The following is a 16817-nucleotide window of genomic DNA, read 5'->3' as shown; positions in this document are numbered from 1 at the left end:
GCTTCGAGGGCTTCGAGGGCTCCGACCCGTGTTCCCGGTCGGGGCCCTCCCCCGTGCGCGCGCCACCGGTGGCGTGCCGCGTGCGGGCCGGTGACGCTGGGACGGCACCTGCGAGAAGGAGTCGTCCCCATGCGCAAGTCGTCGTGCACCGTGCTCGCGGCCCTGGCCCTGTCGGTCCTGTGTGCCACCGGAGCGCGGGCCGCGGTGCCGCACGCCCCGAGCCTTTCGAGCGATGTGACGGCGACCGAGTGCGTCCAGGGCGGCGGAGTGATCGTCATCTCGGCGGACGGGGACGGAAGCGGCTCCTTCACGACGATCTGCCGGGGCGGCGTCCACGACGGACAGGCCATCACCTGAGCCGACCGACTCCGTCCCCCGCCCATGCCTTGAGTTCCGCGCACTGGGTACGCGGTCACGGCCCACCACGGCAGTCGGTACTCGAACACGAAAGGGCGCGTCCAGCGGCCCGCCCAGAACGGAGAAAGGCCGATGAGCGAGGCCAATCCCCTCAAGCGAGCAGTCCACAAGGTGACCGAGGGCCTGCACGGCGAGGCCGGTGGTCCGCCGGACGGGATCCCCGGCAGGCCCGGTCCCGAGTCGCCGCCCGTCGCCGAACCCACCGAGCCCCGTGAGCCGCTGCCCCCGAAGCCGGACCAGAGCGGCCCGGACACGGTGTCGCCGACCGGTCAGCCCACGGGCGCCGACCAGGCCCGGGTGGCGCAGTCCGGCAGCTATCTGACGGACGCTCAGGGGACCCGGCTGTACGACACCGACCACTCGCTGAAGGCCGGGCCGCGCGGGCCCGTGCTGCTCCAGGACCACCACCTGCGCGAGAAGGTGATGCACTTCGACCACGAGCGCATCCCGGAGCGCGTGGTGCACGCGCGGGGCGCGGGCGCGCACGGGGTGTTCCAGAGCTACGGCACGGCGGCCTCGGTGACCAAGGCCGGTTTCCTGGCCGCGGACGTGGAGACGCCGGTGTTCACGCGCTTCTCCACGGTGGTCGGCTCCCGCGGTTCGTCGGACACGGTCCGGGACACCCGCGGGTTCGCGACGAAGTTCTACACCAGTGAGGGCGTCTTCGACCTGGTCGGCAACAACATCCCGGTCTTCTTCATCCAGGACGCCATCAAGTTCCCGGATGTCGTGCACGCCGCGAAGCCGCACCCCGACCGGGAGATCCCGCAGGCGCAGAGCGCCCACGACACCTTCTGGGACTTCGTCTCGCTGCACACCGAGGCGACGCACCACACCATCTTCTTCATGGGCGACCGGGGCATCCCGCGCTCCTATCGGATGATGGAGGGCTTCGGCGTCCACACCTTCCGGCTGGTGAACGCGGAGGGCGCCACGACGCTGGTGAAGTTCCACTGGAAGCCCAAGCTGGGCGTGCACTCGCTGGTCTGGGACGAGGCGCAGATCGTCAACGGCGTCGACCCGGACTTCCACCGCCGGGACCTCGCCGACGCCATCGAGGCGGGCGCGTACCCCCAGTGGGAGCTGGGCATCCAGACCTTCCCCGACAACCCGGAGCAGACCTTCGAGGGCATCGACCTGCTGGACCCGACCAACCTCGTGCCGGAGGAGCTGGCGCCGGTGCAGCCGGTCGGGCTGCTGACCCTGAACCGCAACCCGTCCAACTTCTTCGCCGAGACCGAGCAGATCGCCTTCCACGTCGGCCACCTCGTGCCCGGTATCGACGTCACCGACGACCCGCTGCTCGCGGGGCGGCTGTTCTCGTACCTGGACACGCAGATCACGCGGCTGGGCGGCCCCAACTTCCCGCAGCTGCCGATCAACCGGCCGCAGGCGCCGGTCAACGACATGCTGCGCGACGGCATGCACCAGACCGCCGTCCACCGGGGTGTGGCGCCCTACCGGCCCAACTCCCTGGACGGCGGCTGCCCGTTCACCGCGGGCGCGGACACGAGCGCGTTCATCGAGGCTCCGGTGCGGGTGCCGGAGGGGAGGAAGGTCCGCGAGGCCCCCGAGTCGTTCGCGGACCACTTCAGCCAGCCGCGCCGGTTCTGGCTGAGCATGAGCCCGGTGGAGCGCGAGCACATCATCGGCGCCTACACCTTCGAACTGGGCAAGTGCTACGAGCAGGCGATCCGGGAGCGGACGCTCCAGGTCCTGGCCAACATCGACCCCGAACTGTGCGCGGGCGTCGCCGAGGGGCTCGGCCTGCCCGCCCCGGCGCCGACCGTGCCACTGGCCGACGTCGAGCCCAGCCCGGCGCTGTCCCAGGTGGGCGGTACCTGGCCGCTGGACGGCAGGGTGATCGGCATCGTGACCGGCGGGGCCGACCTCGAGGGCGTGGGCGCGGTACGGGAGGCGGTGCTGAACGCCGGGATGGTGCCGCTGGTGGTGGCGCCGACCGGCGGCACCCTCGGCTCCGGCGACGCCGCGCTGACCGTACAGCGCAGCTATGTCACCGCGCGGTCGGTCGAGTTCGACGCGGTGCTGCTCGCGGGGACGCCCGACATGGGCGGCGACGCCTACACCCCGCGCGACTACAAGGCCGGACCGGCGCCCGCGGGTCCGGGGACGATCGACCCGCGGGTGAGCCTGCTGCTGTCGGAGGCGTTCCGGCACGGCAAGGCGATCGGTGTGTGGGCGGGCGGCGAGCCGGCGCTGCAGGCGTCGGGGGTGCCCGCCGACGCTCCGGGTGTGGTCGTCGCCGACTCCGGCACCGCGGCCCTGGAACGGGTCACGGAGCTCATGGGCTCGCACCGCGTGTGGGAACGCTTCACCACGCCGCGGGGCTGAACCGACGGGCCGCGGGGCCGGGCGCCGACGTGGGCGTCCGGCCCCGCGGTGTGTTCAGCGCAGGACGCGCAGTGCTCCGGGCAGCACCCGGGCGGTGACGGGCACGGCGGCCTCGACCTCGCCGTCGGCGCCGTAGGGTATCGCGCGGTCCGCCTCGATGCGGACCTCCCGGCCGCGCAGGACGCGCACTTGGGGCCGGTGGACGTGGGCGCCCGTGGAGAGTTCGTTCATCAGGGCGAAGAACAGCCGCCGCGGGGCGTCGTGGATCATCACCACGTCCAGCAGGCCGTCGTCCACCCGGGCGGAGGGGGCGACGAGGCGGTTGAAGCCGTAGTAGCCGGAGTTGGCGGCCACCACCGTGTAGCCGCTGAAGGCGTGTTCCTCGCCGTCGACCGTGACCCGGTAGCCCGCCGCGCGCCAGCCCGCCACCGCCCGCACCGCCCCCGCGTAGTAGGAGGCGGCGCCGCGCAGCAGCCGCGCGTGGTTGGCGTGCCGGTTGGCGAGCGCGTCGACACCGGCGTACACGCTGCCGAGGACGACGGTGCGGTCGTGGACGGCGGAGGTGACCTCGACGGTGTCGACGGGGCGGGGTTCGGCGTGCAGCAGCACCTCGGCCAGTGCGGCCGGGGCGGTGGGCAGCTCCAGCGCGCGGGCGAAGTCGTTGCCGCGTCCGGCCGGGACCAGTCCGAGCACGGCTCCGGTGCCGCTGAGGGCGCCGCCGATGCCGCCCGCCATGCCGTCGCCGCCGACGGCGAGCACCACCCGGCCCCGGTCCCCCGCCTGCCGGGCGAGTTCACGGGCGTGCGCGAGGCTGTGGCTGTACTCGGTCTCCAGCCCGGCCCCCGCCTCCCGCAGCAGGCGGGCCACCCCGAGGAGCGCGGCGGCCGAGGTGGCTCCGCCCGCGGTGGGGTTGACGACGGCGGTGAACTGTCGCATCGATGTGCCTCCGGGCTGACGGGTGGTGCCGGACTGTTGTCTCACGGGGTGGGGAGTGTGCCGTGCGGCGGGGTCAGTCCGCGGGCAGCAGGACGCCCGGGCTGAGCAGTCCGGCGGGGTCCAGGACCCGCTTGACGGCGCGCAGGGCCTCGACTCCGAGGGGACCCGCCTCGCGGACGTACCAGTCGCGGTGGTCGGTGCCCACGGCGTGGTGGTGGGTGATGGTGCCGCCCGCGGCGAGGATGGCGTCGTTGGCCGCGTGCTTGGCCCGGGTCCAGTGCGCCACGGCGTCCTCGCCCTGGGCGGAGACGACCGTGAAGTACAGGGAGGCGCCGTTCTCGTAGACGTGCGAGATGTGGCACATGACGAGGGGCGGGGTGCCTGCCTCGGTGAGGGTCGCGGTGAGGGCGTCGCGGACGGCGGCGTACAGCGCGGGGAGGCGGGACCAGTAGGCCGCGGTCTCCAGGGTCTCGGCGAGCGCCCCGGCGTCGAGGAGGGAGTCGCGCAGGTACGGCGCCGAGTAGCGGCCGTGGGCCCAGCGCTCCCCCGGCTCCTCCCCGGCGAAGGTGCCGCCGCTCTCGCGCAGGACGGCGGCGGCGCGCTCGCGGCGGTGTGCGGTGTCCTCCTCGGTGCCCTCGAAGCCGACGACCGCCAGGCATCCGGCGTCCCCGCGTTCCAGTGAGGCGCCGATCGCGTCGGGCTGGGCCAGGCCGATCAGGGTCTCGGTCTCGTCGGACAGGCGCAGCACCGTGGGGCGCGGGCCGTCCTGGGCGAGCCGGCGCAGGGCGGCGGCACCCTCGGCGAAGGAGGCGAAGCGCCACCCCTCGTAGCGGCGGACCGCCGGTATAGGCCTCACCCGCACGGTGACGGAGGTGATGACGCCGAAGGCGCCCTCCGAGCCCAGGACGAGCTGGCGCAGGTCGGGACCGGCCGCCGAGCGCGGGGCGCGGCCGGTGTCGAGGGTGCCCTCGGGGGTGGCGAGGGTGAGGCCGAGGACCATCTCGTCGAAGCGGCCGTACCCGGCGGAGGCCTGTCCGCTGGAGCGGGTCGCGGCGAAGCCGCCGACGGTGGCCCACTCGTAGGACTGGGGGAAGTGGCCGAGGGTGTATCCGTGTTCGGCGAGCTGCGCCTCGGCCTCCGGGGCGCGCAGGCCGGGCTGGAGGGTGGCGGTGCGGGAGACCTCGTCGAGGTCGAGCAGCCGGTTCATGCGGCGCAGGTCGAGGGCGACGAACGCGCCCTCGCGCGCTGGGGCGAGGCCGCCGACGACGGAGGTGCCGCCGCCGAAGGGGACGAGAGGGAGGCGGTGTTCCGCGCAGGCGGCCAGTACGGCGAGCACCTCGTCGTGGCTGTCCGGCAGGACGACGGCGGCCGGAGTGTCGGTGGCGTCCCCGGTCCGCATCCGCAGCAGGTCGGGGGTGGACTTGCCGCGGGTGTGCCGGATGCGGCTCTCCGCGTCCGTGCGCACGTCCCGCGCGCGCTGCCCGACGGCGGCCTCCAGTGCGCGGCGGGCGTCCGGGCCCAGCGGCGACTCGGGGACGTCGATCTCCTCCAGCGGGAGGGGGGCGGCCTCGCGGGGTGCGACGCCGAGCAGTTCGCGCAGCAGCCCGGTCACCGTGTCGGGCAGCGGCGTCGCCCTGGCCGGGTCGCCCCAGCCGTTCCACAGCATGTCCATTGCCTGTCGTCCTCACGGTCGCTTTCGAGGGATGCCGTACGCACCGCCCCACTGGGCGTTACACTGTTACACATGACGCCCAATCGTCACAACCACTCGAGCAGGCAGACCCCCTCGGACAACGACGCGGTGCTGGACGCCGTGCGCGACTGCGTGATGGCCGTCGGGGTGCGGCGCACGACCATGACCGACGTCGCCCGCCGCGCCGGCGTCTCCCGGATGACGCTGTACCGCCGCTGGCCGGACGTGCGGTCCCTGGTCGGCGATCTGATGACCCGGGAGTGGATCGCGGTGGCCACCGGCGCCATCCCCGGACCCGGGCAGGAGAGCGACACCCGCTCGCGCGTCGTCGAGGGCCTGGTGGCGGGGGTGGCGGCGTTCCGCGCCCACCCCCTCTTCCGCAAGATCGTCGACGTCGATCCGGAGCTGCTCCTGCCCTACGTCCTCGACCGGCGCGGGGCGAGCCAGGAGGCCCTGCTGGAGCTGCTGGCCGACGCGCTGGAGGAGGGCCACGCCGACGGGTCGGTCCGCCGGACGCACACCGGACGGCAGGCACGGTCGGTGCTGCTGGTGGTGCAGTCCTTCGCCCTGTCGCTGCGGACCATGGCCGACGAGGACGACGCCGAGCTGACTCCCGCGGCCCTCCTCGCTGAGCTGCGCACCATACTGGAGAGGACCCTCACGCCATGAGCCCCGCCGGCCGCCCCACTGCCGGGGCCTCCCTGTCCGCCGCACGGCGCTCGCGCGAGGTGGCCGACACCGTCGGCGGCCCCGTCGTGGACGTCCTGGTCGTCGGCCTCGGCGCGACCGGTGCCGGTGCCGCGCTCGACGCCGCCGCCCGGGGCCTGAGCGTCGCCGCCTTGGACGCCCACGACCTGGCCTTCGGCACCTCCCGCTGGAGTTCCAAGCTCATCCACGGGGGGCTGCGCTACCTCGCCTCCGGCCAGTTGGACGTCGCGCACGAGAGCGCGGTGGAACGCGGGGTGCTGATGGAGCGCACGGCACCCCACCTGGTGCGCGCCCAGCCGTTCGTCCTGCCGCTCACCCCGCTGGTCTCCCGCGGCCAGGGCGCGCTGGCCTGGGCCGGGTTCCGGGCCGGGGACACCCTGCGCCTCGCGGCGCGCACCGCACGGGCCACGCTGCCCGCGCCGCGCCGGCTGTCCGCGGTGGAGACCCGCCACCTCGCCCCCGCGCTGCGCTCCGACCGCCTGCGCGGCGGGCTGCTCTCCTGGGACGGCCGGCTCAGCGACGACGCCCGGCTGGTGACGGCGCTGGCCCGGACCGCGGCGGCCCGCGGTGCGCGCATCCTGACCCGGGTCAGGGCGCTGGAGCTGACCGGGTCCGGCGCCCGCGTACGCGACGAGCTGACCGGCGAGGAGGGCGTCATACGGGCCCGCGCGGTGATCAACGCCTCCGGGGTGTGGGCCGACGGCCTCGTGGACGGCATCCGGATCCGCCCCTCCCGCGGCACCCACCTGGTCCTGCGCTCCGAGCGGCTCGGCCCGCTCCCGGCCGGCCTGCACGTGCCGATCCCCGGCGAGACCAGCCGCTTCGTCCTCGTCCTGCCCCAGGGCGACGGCCGCGTCTACGTCGGGCTCACCGACGAGCCGGTGGACGGTGACGTTCCGGACGTGCCGGAGGTGCCCGAGACGGACGTCGGCTTCCTGCTCGACGTGCTCGGCTCGGTGCTGGACGTGCCGGTCCGCCGCGAGGACGTGGTCGGCGCCTTCGCGGGCCTGCGCCCCCTGCTCGACACCACCGCGCCGGACCGGCCCGGCGCCGGGCCGCGCACGGCCGACGTCTCGCGCAGGCACGCCGTGCTCACCTCGTCCGAGGGCGTGGTCACCGTGGTCGGCGGCAAGCTCACCACGTACCGACGGATGGCCGAGGACGCCGTGGACACCGCCGTCGCCGCCCGCGGGCTGGCCGCCGGTCCGTCCCCCACCGCGGCGCTGCCCCTGGTCGGCGCCGCCGCCCCGCGGGCCCTGGCCGTGGTCCGGGCGCCGCGCCGCCTGGTCCGGCAGTACGGCACCGAGGCCCCGGCCGTCCAGGACCTCGCCGCCCGGGACCCCCGCCTCGCCGAACGCGTCCTGCCGGACCACCCCGTCACCGGGGCCGAACTGGTGTGGGCCCTGCGCCACGAGGGCGCCCTCGACGAGGCCGACCTGCTCGACCGGCGCACCCGCATCGGCCTGGTCCCCGCGGACCGCGCGGCGGCTCTGGACGGCGTGCGGGACCTCGTCGGCGAGGTCGCGGCGGACCAGCGCTGACGCGGGCGGGGGTGCCGCCGACGGTGCCGCCGGGTCGGCCCGGGCCGAATGCGGCTCGGATCGGGCCGGCCCCCGGTCACCGCCGTGTCAGGCGCTCCGGTCGTCGTCCTGGACGGCCTTCCGGAGCTTCGCCTCGATCTTGTGCCGGGACTGGCCTCCCTCCTTGGCGTACTCCGACATCGCGGTCCGCGCGTCCCGGTCCAGGTCGCGCCAGGCCCGTACGGCGGTCTCGTACGTCTCCGACTGCCGCGGGGTCCACTGATGCTGCGTGGGAGGCCCGTACGAGTCGCGCAGCTCCTCGACCCGGTGCTGTGCCAGGTCCGCCGCGCGGCGCTTGTGCACGAGTTCCTCGAAAGTGTGTGCCACCACATCTTCGACCGTAGTCAGAGGAACGCCGTCGCGCGCGTCGAGCCCCTCACGGCCCGTCCGGCCGATGTGTTCCGGTCCGCCCAAGTGGGCCACGCGGGGCGCGAAGAGCCTTAACATCAAGCCACCGACGACGGTCGGGGCATATGCGGCGCACACGAGAGATGGGGTCAGCGTGGCGGAGATCGAGGGAGCGGCAGTACCGGAGCGGCTGCTGATCACCCGTACCACCACGGGCGGCGGCATCAGCCTCGTGAGCCTCGCCGGAGAGGTCGACCTCGACGGGAGCAGCCAGCTGCACGAGGTCCTGCTGGCATCGGTGGAGTCCGGGCCGGGCACCGTGGTGGACTTCGGCGAGGTGGGGTTCCTCGATTCCAGCGGGATCAACGTCCTCATCTCCGCGCACCGGGCCGCCGAGTCCCGCGGCGTCTGGTTCCGGCTCGCCGCACCGCGCGACGCCGTCGAACGCGTGCTGCGGCTGGTGGGCGTCGACGCGCTCATTCCCTGCTACCCGAGTGTGGAGCGGGCCCTGAACGGCTGAGCGGCGGGTCAGACCAGCGGCAGGCGCGCGTACACCGTCTTCCCGGCCGCGTGCGGCTTGGTGATGACCTCGCCGCACAGCCGGGTCACGATCTCCAGTCCGTGCCGGCCGACCCGCGCGGGATCGCGGGGCAGGAACGTGGGGAAGTCGTCCCCCGTGTCCGACACCGCGAACTCCACCCGGTCCTCCACCAGGGTCAGCTCCAGCCGGCAGGGGCCGGGCGCGTGCCGCAGCGCGTTGGTCACCAGCTCGGTCGCGACCAGCCGGGCGGCGTCCAGGAAGGCGTCCGTCAGGTCCAGGCCCCGTTCGGCGAGCCGCGCGACGAAGCCGTGCACGACGTCCCTGGAGGCGGGGATCATCGCCGATCCGCCCCTGAACTCGACGACCGCGGACACGACGGAGGCATCCGCGGTGTCGGGTCCGCGCGCCGGAGTCATACCGAGCCTCACCGTCCGGTCCGGGGCCGAGTGGAGGGAGCAGCGAAGGTCCCCGGCTCTCACGATACGCACCAGGACACTGCTCACGATTCCCTTTGCCCCAACTTCCGCCGGACGCGCCGCTTTTTGAACGGGTCCGGGCCGACCGCGCCCGCGGACGGCTGGGAGATCACGGACTCCCGTCCGTCGGGTCGGCGCCCCGTCACCACCCCCCACCCTCCCACCCGGACGGACGCATCACAGACGCACAGAACGCCCGGACCTGCCCGGCCGACGCCCCGCGTCACGGGGAGTGCCCCTCGCCTCTCCGGGCCCGGCAGTGTAGACATGGGCACATGGTCCGACTGATGGGTCGATCGGGAGAACGGTCACCCCGTCGTCCCGGCGGCCCGCACGCCCGACACCGGCAGGACGCGGACCGGTCACGACGGGGAGGGGATACGGGGCGGCCTGCCTCGGCGCTGCGCTCGGCGCTGTCCGGGCGCAGTGTGGCCGGCCAGGTCTTCGTGATGAACGTGGTCATCGTGCTGCTGCTGGTGGTGGCCGCGGCGGTCGCGCTGGTGCTCCAGGTGCGGCACGACAGCACGGTGGAGGCCCGCAACCGGTCCCTCTCGGTGGCCGCGACGTTCGCCAACTCCCCCGGCATCCTCCAGGCGCTGCGCGGTCCCGACTCCACGGCAGTGCTCCAGCCCCGCGCCGAGGCGGTGCGCAAGGCCACGGACGTGGACTTCGTGGTCGTCACCGACCCCGAGGGCGTCCGCTACACCCATCCCAAGCCGGACCGCATCGGCAAGAAGTTCGTCGGGAACATCGCCCCGGCGCTGGCCGGAGAGACGGTGACCGAGGAGATCGAGGGCACCATCGGCCCGCTGGTCCAGGCCATCGTGCCCGTCGAGGATCCCGACGGCAGGGTGGTGGGGCTGGTCTCGGCGGGCATCACGACCGAGAACGTGGGCGGTACGGCCGACCGCCAGCTGCCCCTGGTGCTGAGCGCGGCGGCCGTCGGGCTGGCCCTGGCGACGGCGGGCACGGCCCTGGTGAGCCGTCGACTGCTGCGGCAGACGCACGGCCTGGGGCCGCACGAGATGACCCGGATGTACGAACACCACGACGCCGTCCTGCACAGCGTCCGCGAGGGCGTGCTCATCGTGGGCGGTGAGGGCAGGCTGCTGCTGGCCAACGACGAGGCGCGGCGGCTGCTCGCCCTGCCCCCCGACGCCGAGGGGCGGCACGTCAGCGCGCTGGGGCTGCCCTCCGACCTGGCGGAGCTGCTGGCGTCCGGCCAGGCCGCCACCGACGAGGTGCATCTGGTCAAGGACCGGCTGCTGGCCATCAACCAGCGCCCCACGGACGTACGGGGCGGTCCGGTCGGCAGCGTCGCGACGCTGCGGGACTCCACCGAGCTGCGGGCCCTGTCCGGCCGGGCGGAGACCGCCCGGGAACGCCTGGACATCCTCTACGCGGCCGGCGTGGGCATCGGAACCAGCCTGGACGTCACCCGCACCGCCGAGGAACTGGGCGAGCTGACCGTGCCCCGGTTCGCGGACTACGTCACCGTCGATCTCTTCGACACCGTGCTGGCCGGCGGGCAGCCGGGCGGCGTGACGCCGCTGCGCCGCACCGCGCTCAGCGGCATCACCGAGGACGCCCCGCTCTATCCGGTGGGCCGGCAGATCCGCTTCGTGGACTCGTCCCCGCAGGGCCGCAGCCTGCGGAGCGGCCGGGCCGTCCTGGAGCCCCGTCTCGGCGAGGCCTCGGGCTGGCAGGCACAGGACCTGGAGCGCTCCGCGCAGATCGTGGAGTACGGAATCCACTCGCTGATCACCGTCCCGCTGCGCGCGGGGACCCTGGTGCTCGGGGTGGTGAGCTTCTGGCGCTCGGTCAGGCCCGAGCCGTTCGACGAGGACGAGTTGGCGCTCGGCGAGGAACTGGTCGCGCGGGCCGCGGTCTCCATCGACAACGCCCGCCGCTACACCCGCGAGCACAGCATGGCGGTGACCCTCCAGCGCAGTCTGCTGCCCCGCAGGCTGCCGGAGCAGAACGCGCTGGACGTCGCCTACCGCTACCTGCCCGCGCAGGCCGGGGTCGGCGGGGACTGGTTCGACGTGCTGCCGCTGTCCGGGTCCCGGGTCGCACTCGTGGTCGGCGACGTCGTCGGGCACGGGCTGCACGCCGCGGCCACCATGGGACGGCTGCGGACCGCGGTACACAACTTCACCGCCCTCGACCTGCCGCCCGACGAGCTGCTCGGGCTGCTGGACGAGCTGGTCGGACGGATCGACCAGGACGAGGCCGCCGACGACGGCACCGCCCCGGTGACCGGTGCGACCTGCCTCTACGCGATCTACGACCCGGTCGCCGGTTCCTGCGTCGTCGCCCGGGCGGGTCATCCGCCGCCGGCCCTGATCCGGCCGGACGGCACCGTGGAGTTCCCGGAGGTACCCGCGGGGCCCCCGCTGGGCCTGGGCGGCCTCCCGTTCGAGACGACGGAACTGCGGCTCGCGGAGGGCAGTCGGCTGGTGCTGTACACCGACGGGCTGGTCGAGGACCGCGTGCACGACATCGACGTCGGCCTGGAAAAGCTGCGCCGGGCCCTGGAGAGGGCCGGCGAGACGCCCGAGGAGACCTGCCGGACCGTCCTGGACGCCCGGCTCCCGGACCGGCCGGGCGACGACATCGCCCTGCTGGTCGCCCGAACCCGGGTGCTGGGCCCGGACCAGGTGGCCGAGTGGGACGTCCCGAACGATCCGGCGGCGGTCGCCGAGATCCGGGCCCAGGTCACCCGGCGGCTGGACGCATGGGGTCTGGACGAGCTGGCGTTCACCACGGAGCTGATCCTGAGCGAGCTGGTCACCAACGCGATCCGGTACGGCGGCGACACCGTCCACGTCCGGATGGTGCGCGACCGCACCCTGATCTGCGAGGTGTTCGACAGCAGCAGCACCTCTCCGCACCTGCGCTACGCGGCCATGACCGACGAGGGCGGGCGCGGACTCTTCCTGGTCGCCCAGCTCGCGGAGCGCTGGGGGACGCGCTACACACCGGCCGGCAAGGTCATCTGGGCGGAGCAGCCGGTGCCCTGACGGACAAGGGGGGCCGCGACCCCCCGGTCCGTACCGATTTCGCGCCGGACGGGTGCCCAGTACGCCGATTGTCTGATAGGAAACCTTCCTATCAGTGCCCGGCACTCCCTCCCCCCACTCCCCCACACCTGGAGATCCCGTGAGGCACCCCAACCCCGGCCCGGCGCGCCCCGCAGGCCCCTCGCGCCGTACCGTGCTCGCCATGGCATGCGCGTCCCTGGCGACAGTCCCCCTGCTCACCCCCTCGCGCGCCGCGGCCGCGTCCGCGCGCGCGGCGGGACTCGACGACCCGGCGAAGAAGGAGATCGCCATGCAGTTGGTGTCGAGCGCGGAGAACTCCTCGCTCGACTGGAAGGCGCAGTACCGGTACATCGAGGACATCGGTGACGGCCGGGGCTACACCGCGGGCATCATCGGCTTCTGCTCCGGCACCGGCGACATGCTCGGCCTGGTGGAGCTGTACGCCGAGCGCCGTCCCGGGAACCTGCTCGCGCCCTATCTGCCGGCGCTGCGCCGGGTGGACGGCTCCGACTCGCACGAGGACCTCGACCCGGGCTTCCCGGACGACTGGCGCCGGGCCGCCGACGAGGACGCGGAGTTCCGCCGGGCCCAGGACGACGAGCGCGACCGCGTGTACTTCGACCCGGCCGTACGGCGGGGCAAGGAGGACGGGCTGCGGACGCTGGGGCAGTTCGCGTACTACGACGCGATGGTGATGCACGGCGAAGGCGGCGGCCTCGGTTTCGGCAGCATCCGGGAGCGCGCGCTCGGCCGGGCCCGGCCACCCGCCCAGGGCGGCGACGAGGTCGCCTACCTGCACGCCTTCCTCGACGAGCGGGTGTGGGCGATGAAGCAGGAGGAGGCGCACAGCGACACCAGCCGGGTCGACACGGCGCAACGCGTCTTCCTGGACGCGGGCAACCTCGACCTGGAGCCGCCGCTGGACTGGCACGTGTACGGGGACGCCTACCACATCGGCTGACCCCCGGCCCCGGCCCTCGGGCCCTGCCGGGGTGTCCGGGCAGGACACGGGCCGCGGAACCGGCCGTACGCCGGGTTCCGCGGCCCGTGTGCCGCCGGTTCCGTCTTCCGCGTCAGTGCCGGAACACGTCCTTGCCCTTCTCCTTGGCCTGCCGGGCGTCGCCCTTGGACTGCTCGGCGCGGCCCTCGGCCGTCATCCTCTCGTTGCCGACGGCCCGGCCGGCCGCTTCCTTGGCCTTCCCCTTGGCCTGCTCCATCTTGGACCTGGACTTCTCCTTGCCGGCCACAGTGGTTCACCTCTCGGCGTTCGCGTGCGATGTCCTGCCCCGGCGGGTCGCCCGGTACGGCGGGTCCAAACATGCGAACGCCCGGCAGGGGTGTCCGGCGGGACCCTGGGTACGAGCACCGGCAGGACAGCAGGACAGAACGTCACGTCGTCGACTCGGAGGAACGTCATGGCCGGAGTACTGGACCGGATCAAGCGGTTCGCGCGCAGCCCGCAGGGGCGCAGGGCGACCGAGCAGGTGCGCCGGGCCGCCTCGGACCCGCGCCGCCGCGCGCAGGCCCAGGAGATGCTGCGCAGGTTCGGCAAGCGCCGCTGAGCGCCCGCGTGCGGAGGCGTCCGCGTGCCGGGTCAGTTCTGACCGGCGTGGGTGTGGCTGTGGGACGTCTCCGGCGGGCAGCTCCCGTCGCCGCCGTGACGGTCCCGGTGCCAGTCGCGGACCGCGACGGTCAGCGCGCACAGCATGGCGGCGACGCCGGTGCCCACCGAGAGGGCCACGGCCTCGTGGTAGTCGTCGTGGGTGGCGTTCAGCGTCAGGTAGAAGAGTCCCGGCAGCGCGGCGGTGCCCACGGCGCCGCCCAGCCGCTGACCCGTCTGCAGGGCGCCCCCGGCGGCGCCCGCCATGCGCACCGGCACGTCGCGGAGCGTCATGGTGATGTTCGGGGAGATCACACAGCCGCTGCCGAGCCCGCCGAGCAGCAGCGCCGGGGCGGCGAGCCAGGCGGCCAGGTCGGAGGGGGCGAGCCAGAGCAGCAGCGCGGTCGCGCCCAGCCCGACCATGACGGCGACCAGTCCCCAGACGGTCAGCAGCCGCCCCAGCCGTTCCACCAGCCGGCCCGCCACGGCGGCCGCGACGGCCGAGCCCACGGCGAACGGGGTCACCGCCAGGCCGGACATGAGCGGTGAGTAGCCCAGGCCGTTCTGGAAGAAGAGCGCGAAGACGAGCCACACCCCGCTGAACCCCACGAAGTAGAGGGCGGCCAGGCCCGCGCCGGTGGCATAGCCGCGGGTCTCGGTGAGCAGTCCCGGCTCCAGGAGCGGCTGCCCGCCCCGCCGGGCGACCCGGCGCTCCCAGCGTGCGAAGGCGACGAGGACCAGCGCGCCCGCGGGGAACAGCCACCACGCCTTGGTCAGACCGCCGCTCTCGGCGAGGACCAGCGGCAGCATCACCGCCAGGATGCCCGCGCCGAGGAGTGTCACACCCACGGGGTCGAGTCGCCCGGGGCCCCGGGGCGCCACCCGGGGCAGCAGGCGGAAGCCGAGGAGCAGCGCGAGCACGCCGACCGGCACGTTCACGTAGAAGATCCACCGCCAGCCGTCGGGGCCCGCCAGCGCCAGGATCAGACCGCCGACGACGGGCCCCACGGCGCTGGAGACTCCCACGGTGGCGCCGAACAGCCCGAAGGCGCGCCCGCGTTCCGCGCCCCGGAACAGCTGCTGGATCAGCGCCGAGTTCTGCGGCGCGATGCTGCCCGCGGCGACTCCCTGGGCGAGCCGCGCGGCCACCAGCAGTTCGATGCCGGGCGCCGCCCCCGCCGCGGCGCTGCACACCACGAAGGCGGCCAGGGCGGCGAGGAAGACGCGGCGCCTGCCGAACGCGTCCCCGATCCGGCCCGCGGTCACCAGGGTCAGGGCGAACGCGAGCGCGTAGCCGGAGACGACCCACTGCACGGCCGCCGGCGAGGTGTGCAGCCCCTGCTGCATGGAGGGCAGGGCCACGGCGACGATCGTCACGTCCAGCAGGGTCATGAAACCGGCGACCAGGGTCACCCACAGGGCACGCCACCGGTTGGGGTCCAAGCCGTCGTCGTCCGGACGCTGCACACGGGCTCCTCTCGTGAGGCGGCACGGGACGCACCACTTCCGTCCCCACGCCTGCGTCACCCGTGACCAAGGCTTCAAACCCGCGCCCGGCCGGGTACACGCACCCGACCCCCAAACCCGAACCATGAGATCCCATAAGGTGTCCTTATGACCTCATAGACCGGACCCGCGTACCGACTTAGGCTTGCCTTAGCTTAGGCTTCCCGGAGAGTCGATCTGTCTCCGCTCGAAGGGAACCTGAACATGCCCCGCCCTCTGCGGGTAGCCATCGTCGGATCCGGCCCGGCCGGGATCTACGCGGCGGACGCCCTGCTCAAGTCCGAAGTGGCCGCCGACCCCGGTGTTTCCATCGACATCTTCGAGCGCATGCCCGCCCCGTTCGGACTCATCCGTTACGGCGTCGCGCCCGACCACCCGCGGATCAAGGGCATCATCACGGCCCTGCACCAGGTGCTCGACAAGCCGCAGATCCGCCTCTTCGGCAACGTGAACTACCCCACCGACATCAGCCTGGACGATCTGCGCGCCTTCTACGACGGTGTGATCTTCGCCACCGGCGCCACCGCGGACCGGACCCTGTCCCTTCCCGGCATCGACCTCGACGGTTCGTACGGTGCGGCCGACTTCGTCGCCTGGTACGACGGCCACCCCGACTTCCCGCGCACCTGGCCGCTGGAGGCGGAGAAGGTCGCCGTCCTCGGCGTCGGCAACGTGGCCCTGGACATCGCCCGTGTCCTCGCCAAGACCGCGGACGAGCTGCTGCCCACCGAGATCCCGCCGAACGTGTACGAGGGTCTGAAGGCCAACAAGGCGCTGGAGGTCCACGTCTTCGGCCGCCGCGGCCCGGCGCAGGCGAAGTTCAGCCCGATGGAGCTGCGGGAGCTGGACCACTCCCCCAACATCGAGGTGATCGTCGACCCCGAGGACATCGACTACGACGAGGGCTCGATCGCCACCCGGCGCGGCAACAAGCAGGCCGACATGGTCGCCAAGACGCTGGAGAACTGGGCGATCCGCGACGTCGGCGACCGGCCGCACAAGCTGTTCCTGCACTTCTTCGAGTCGCCCGCGGAGATCCTCGGCGAGGACGGCAAGGTGGTCGGCCTGCGCACCGAGCGCACCGAGCTGGACGGCACGGGCAACGTCAAGGGCACCGGCGAGTTCAAGGACTGGGACGTCCAGGCGGTCTACCGGGCCGTCGGCTACCTGTCCGACCAGCTGCCCAAGCTGCCCTGGGACCTCGACACGGGCACGGTCCCGGACGTGGGCGGCCGGGTCGTCCAGGAGTCCGGCGAGCACCTGCAGTCGACGTACGTCACGGGCTGGATCCGGCGCGGCCCGGTCGGGCTGATCGGGCACACCAAGGGCGACGCCAACGAGACGGTGGCCAACCTGCTGGACGACCACGCGAACGGCCGTCTCCAGACGCCCGCCTCGCCCGCTCCCGAGGCCGTGGACGCCTTCCTCGCCGAGCGCAACGTCCGCTTCACCACCTGGGACGGCTGGTACAAGCTCGACGCCGCCGAGAAGGCGCAGGGCGTGCCGCACGGGCGCGCGCGCGTGAAGTACGTCGAGCGCGAGGACATGCTCCGCGAGAGCGGCGCCTGAGCCAGGACGTCCGGCGCCGGTGGTCCCCTCGCGGGGGCACCGGCGCC

The 16817-nt window shown here is 73.7% G+C and carries 15 protein-coding genes; 9 read left to right on the top strand and 6 right to left on the bottom strand.

Going from position 1 to position 16817, the window contains the following annotated elements:
* Positions 1-129 precede the first annotated feature (129 nt).
* Both ACGH52_RS35650 and catB read left to right on the top strand, forming a co-directional pair.
* Complete coding sequence (locus ACGH52_RS35650; protein WP_121703017.1) at positions 130-357, top strand: hypothetical protein; 228 nt, start codon at positions 130-132, stop codon at positions 355-357.
* Between the two features lie 132 nt (positions 358-489).
* On the top strand, positions 490-2769 hold the full coding sequence (gene catB / locus ACGH52_RS35645; RefSeq protein ID WP_076972692.1) for a catalase CatB: 2280 nt from the start codon (positions 490-492) through the stop codon (positions 2767-2769).
* A gap of 54 nt (positions 2770-2823) precedes the next feature.
* Here catB and ACGH52_RS35640 read toward each other — a convergent pair whose 3' ends face one another.
* Both ACGH52_RS35640 and ACGH52_RS35635 read right to left on the bottom strand, forming a co-directional pair.
* Entirely contained in the window at positions 2824-3705 is an 882-nt protein-coding gene (locus ACGH52_RS35640; RefSeq protein ID WP_076972693.1) for a diacylglycerol kinase family protein, read from the bottom strand.
* 73 nt (positions 3706-3778) lie between these two features.
* Complete coding sequence (locus ACGH52_RS35635; RefSeq protein WP_399945473.1) at positions 3779-5377, bottom strand: FAD-binding oxidoreductase; 1599 nt, start codon at positions 5375-5377, stop codon at positions 3779-3781.
* Positions 5378-5449: 72 nt separating this feature from the next.
* Between ACGH52_RS35635 and ACGH52_RS35630 the strand changes: the two genes are divergently transcribed.
* Together ACGH52_RS35630 and ACGH52_RS35625 are read left to right on the top strand one after the other, a co-directional pair.
* Complete coding sequence (locus ACGH52_RS35630; protein ID WP_399945470.1) at positions 5450-6067, top strand: TetR/AcrR family transcriptional regulator; 618 nt, start codon at positions 5450-5452, stop codon at positions 6065-6067.
* A complete protein-coding gene (locus tag ACGH52_RS35625) occupies positions 6064-7647 on the top strand; it encodes a glycerol-3-phosphate dehydrogenase/oxidase (protein ID WP_399945467.1) in 1584 nt (527 codons plus the stop codon). The genes ACGH52_RS35630 and ACGH52_RS35625 overlap by 4 nt, the downstream gene beginning before the upstream one ends.
* Before the next feature lie 87 nt (positions 7648-7734).
* On the opposite strand, the gene ACGH52_RS35620 is transcribed toward ACGH52_RS35625, so the two are convergent.
* The gene (locus ACGH52_RS35620) at positions 7735-8013 is read right to left on the bottom strand and encodes a hypothetical protein (protein WP_238696871.1); all 279 of its coding nucleotides are present in this window, start codon (positions 8011-8013) and stop codon (positions 7735-7737) included.
* Positions 8014-8188: 175 nt separating this feature from the next.
* On the opposite strand from ACGH52_RS35620, the gene ACGH52_RS35615 reads away from it, so the two are divergent.
* On the top strand, positions 8189-8554 hold the full coding sequence (locus tag ACGH52_RS35615) for an STAS domain-containing protein (RefSeq protein ID WP_399945464.1): 366 nt from the start codon (positions 8189-8191) through the stop codon (positions 8552-8554).
* Between the two features lie 8 nt (positions 8555-8562).
* Here ACGH52_RS35615 and ACGH52_RS35610 read toward each other — a convergent pair whose 3' ends face one another.
* The gene (locus ACGH52_RS35610) at positions 8563-8991 is read right to left on the bottom strand and encodes an ATP-binding protein (protein ID WP_399945460.1); all 429 of its coding nucleotides are present in this window, start codon (positions 8989-8991) and stop codon (positions 8563-8565) included.
* Between the two features lie 335 nt (positions 8992-9326).
* Here ACGH52_RS35610 and ACGH52_RS35605 point away from each other — a divergent pair, with 335 nt between their 5' ends.
* Complete coding sequence (locus ACGH52_RS35605; RefSeq protein ID WP_399945457.1) at positions 9327-12074, top strand: SpoIIE family protein phosphatase; 2748 nt, start codon at positions 9327-9329, stop codon at positions 12072-12074.
* A gap of 139 nt (positions 12075-12213) precedes the next feature.
* Positions 12214-13056: a chitosanase gene (locus ACGH52_RS35600; RefSeq protein ID WP_399945454.1), complete on the top strand. Its 843-nt coding sequence runs from the start codon at positions 12214-12216 to the stop codon at positions 13054-13056.
* Between the two features lie 112 nt (positions 13057-13168).
* Here the strand turns inward: ACGH52_RS35600 and ACGH52_RS35595 are convergent, their stop codons facing one another.
* A complete protein-coding gene (locus ACGH52_RS35595) occupies positions 13169-13342 on the bottom strand; it encodes a CsbD family protein (RefSeq protein ID WP_037922932.1) in 174 nt (57 codons plus the stop codon).
* 168 nt (positions 13343-13510) lie between these two features.
* On the opposite strand from ACGH52_RS35595, the gene ACGH52_RS35590 reads away from it, so the two are divergent.
* Positions 13511-13657, top strand: a complete 147-nt coding sequence (locus ACGH52_RS35590) for a hypothetical protein (RefSeq protein WP_104633223.1) — start codon at positions 13511-13513, stop codon at positions 13655-13657.
* Positions 13658-13689: 32 nt separating this feature from the next.
* Here the strand turns inward: ACGH52_RS35590 and ACGH52_RS35585 are convergent, their stop codons facing one another.
* A complete protein-coding gene (locus ACGH52_RS35585; RefSeq protein WP_076972701.1) occupies positions 13690-15162 on the bottom strand; it encodes an MFS transporter in 1473 nt (490 codons plus the stop codon).
* Between the two features lie 243 nt (positions 15163-15405).
* On the opposite strand from ACGH52_RS35585, the gene ACGH52_RS35580 reads away from it, so the two are divergent.
* The gene (locus ACGH52_RS35580; protein ID WP_076972702.1) at positions 15406-16770 is read left to right on the top strand and encodes an FAD-dependent oxidoreductase; all 1365 of its coding nucleotides are present in this window, start codon (positions 15406-15408) and stop codon (positions 16768-16770) included.
* Positions 16771-16817: the final 47 nt, after the last annotated feature.

It is taken from the genome of Streptomyces sp. BBFR25 (genome assembly GCF_044590125.1).
In the GTDB taxonomy this organism is placed as follows: Bacteria; Actinomycetota; Actinomycetes; order Streptomycetales; family Streptomycetaceae; genus Streptomyces; species Streptomyces canus_D.
Note: the sequence above shows the minus strand (reverse complement) of the source record. Positions and strands in the feature narration are given on the sequence as shown.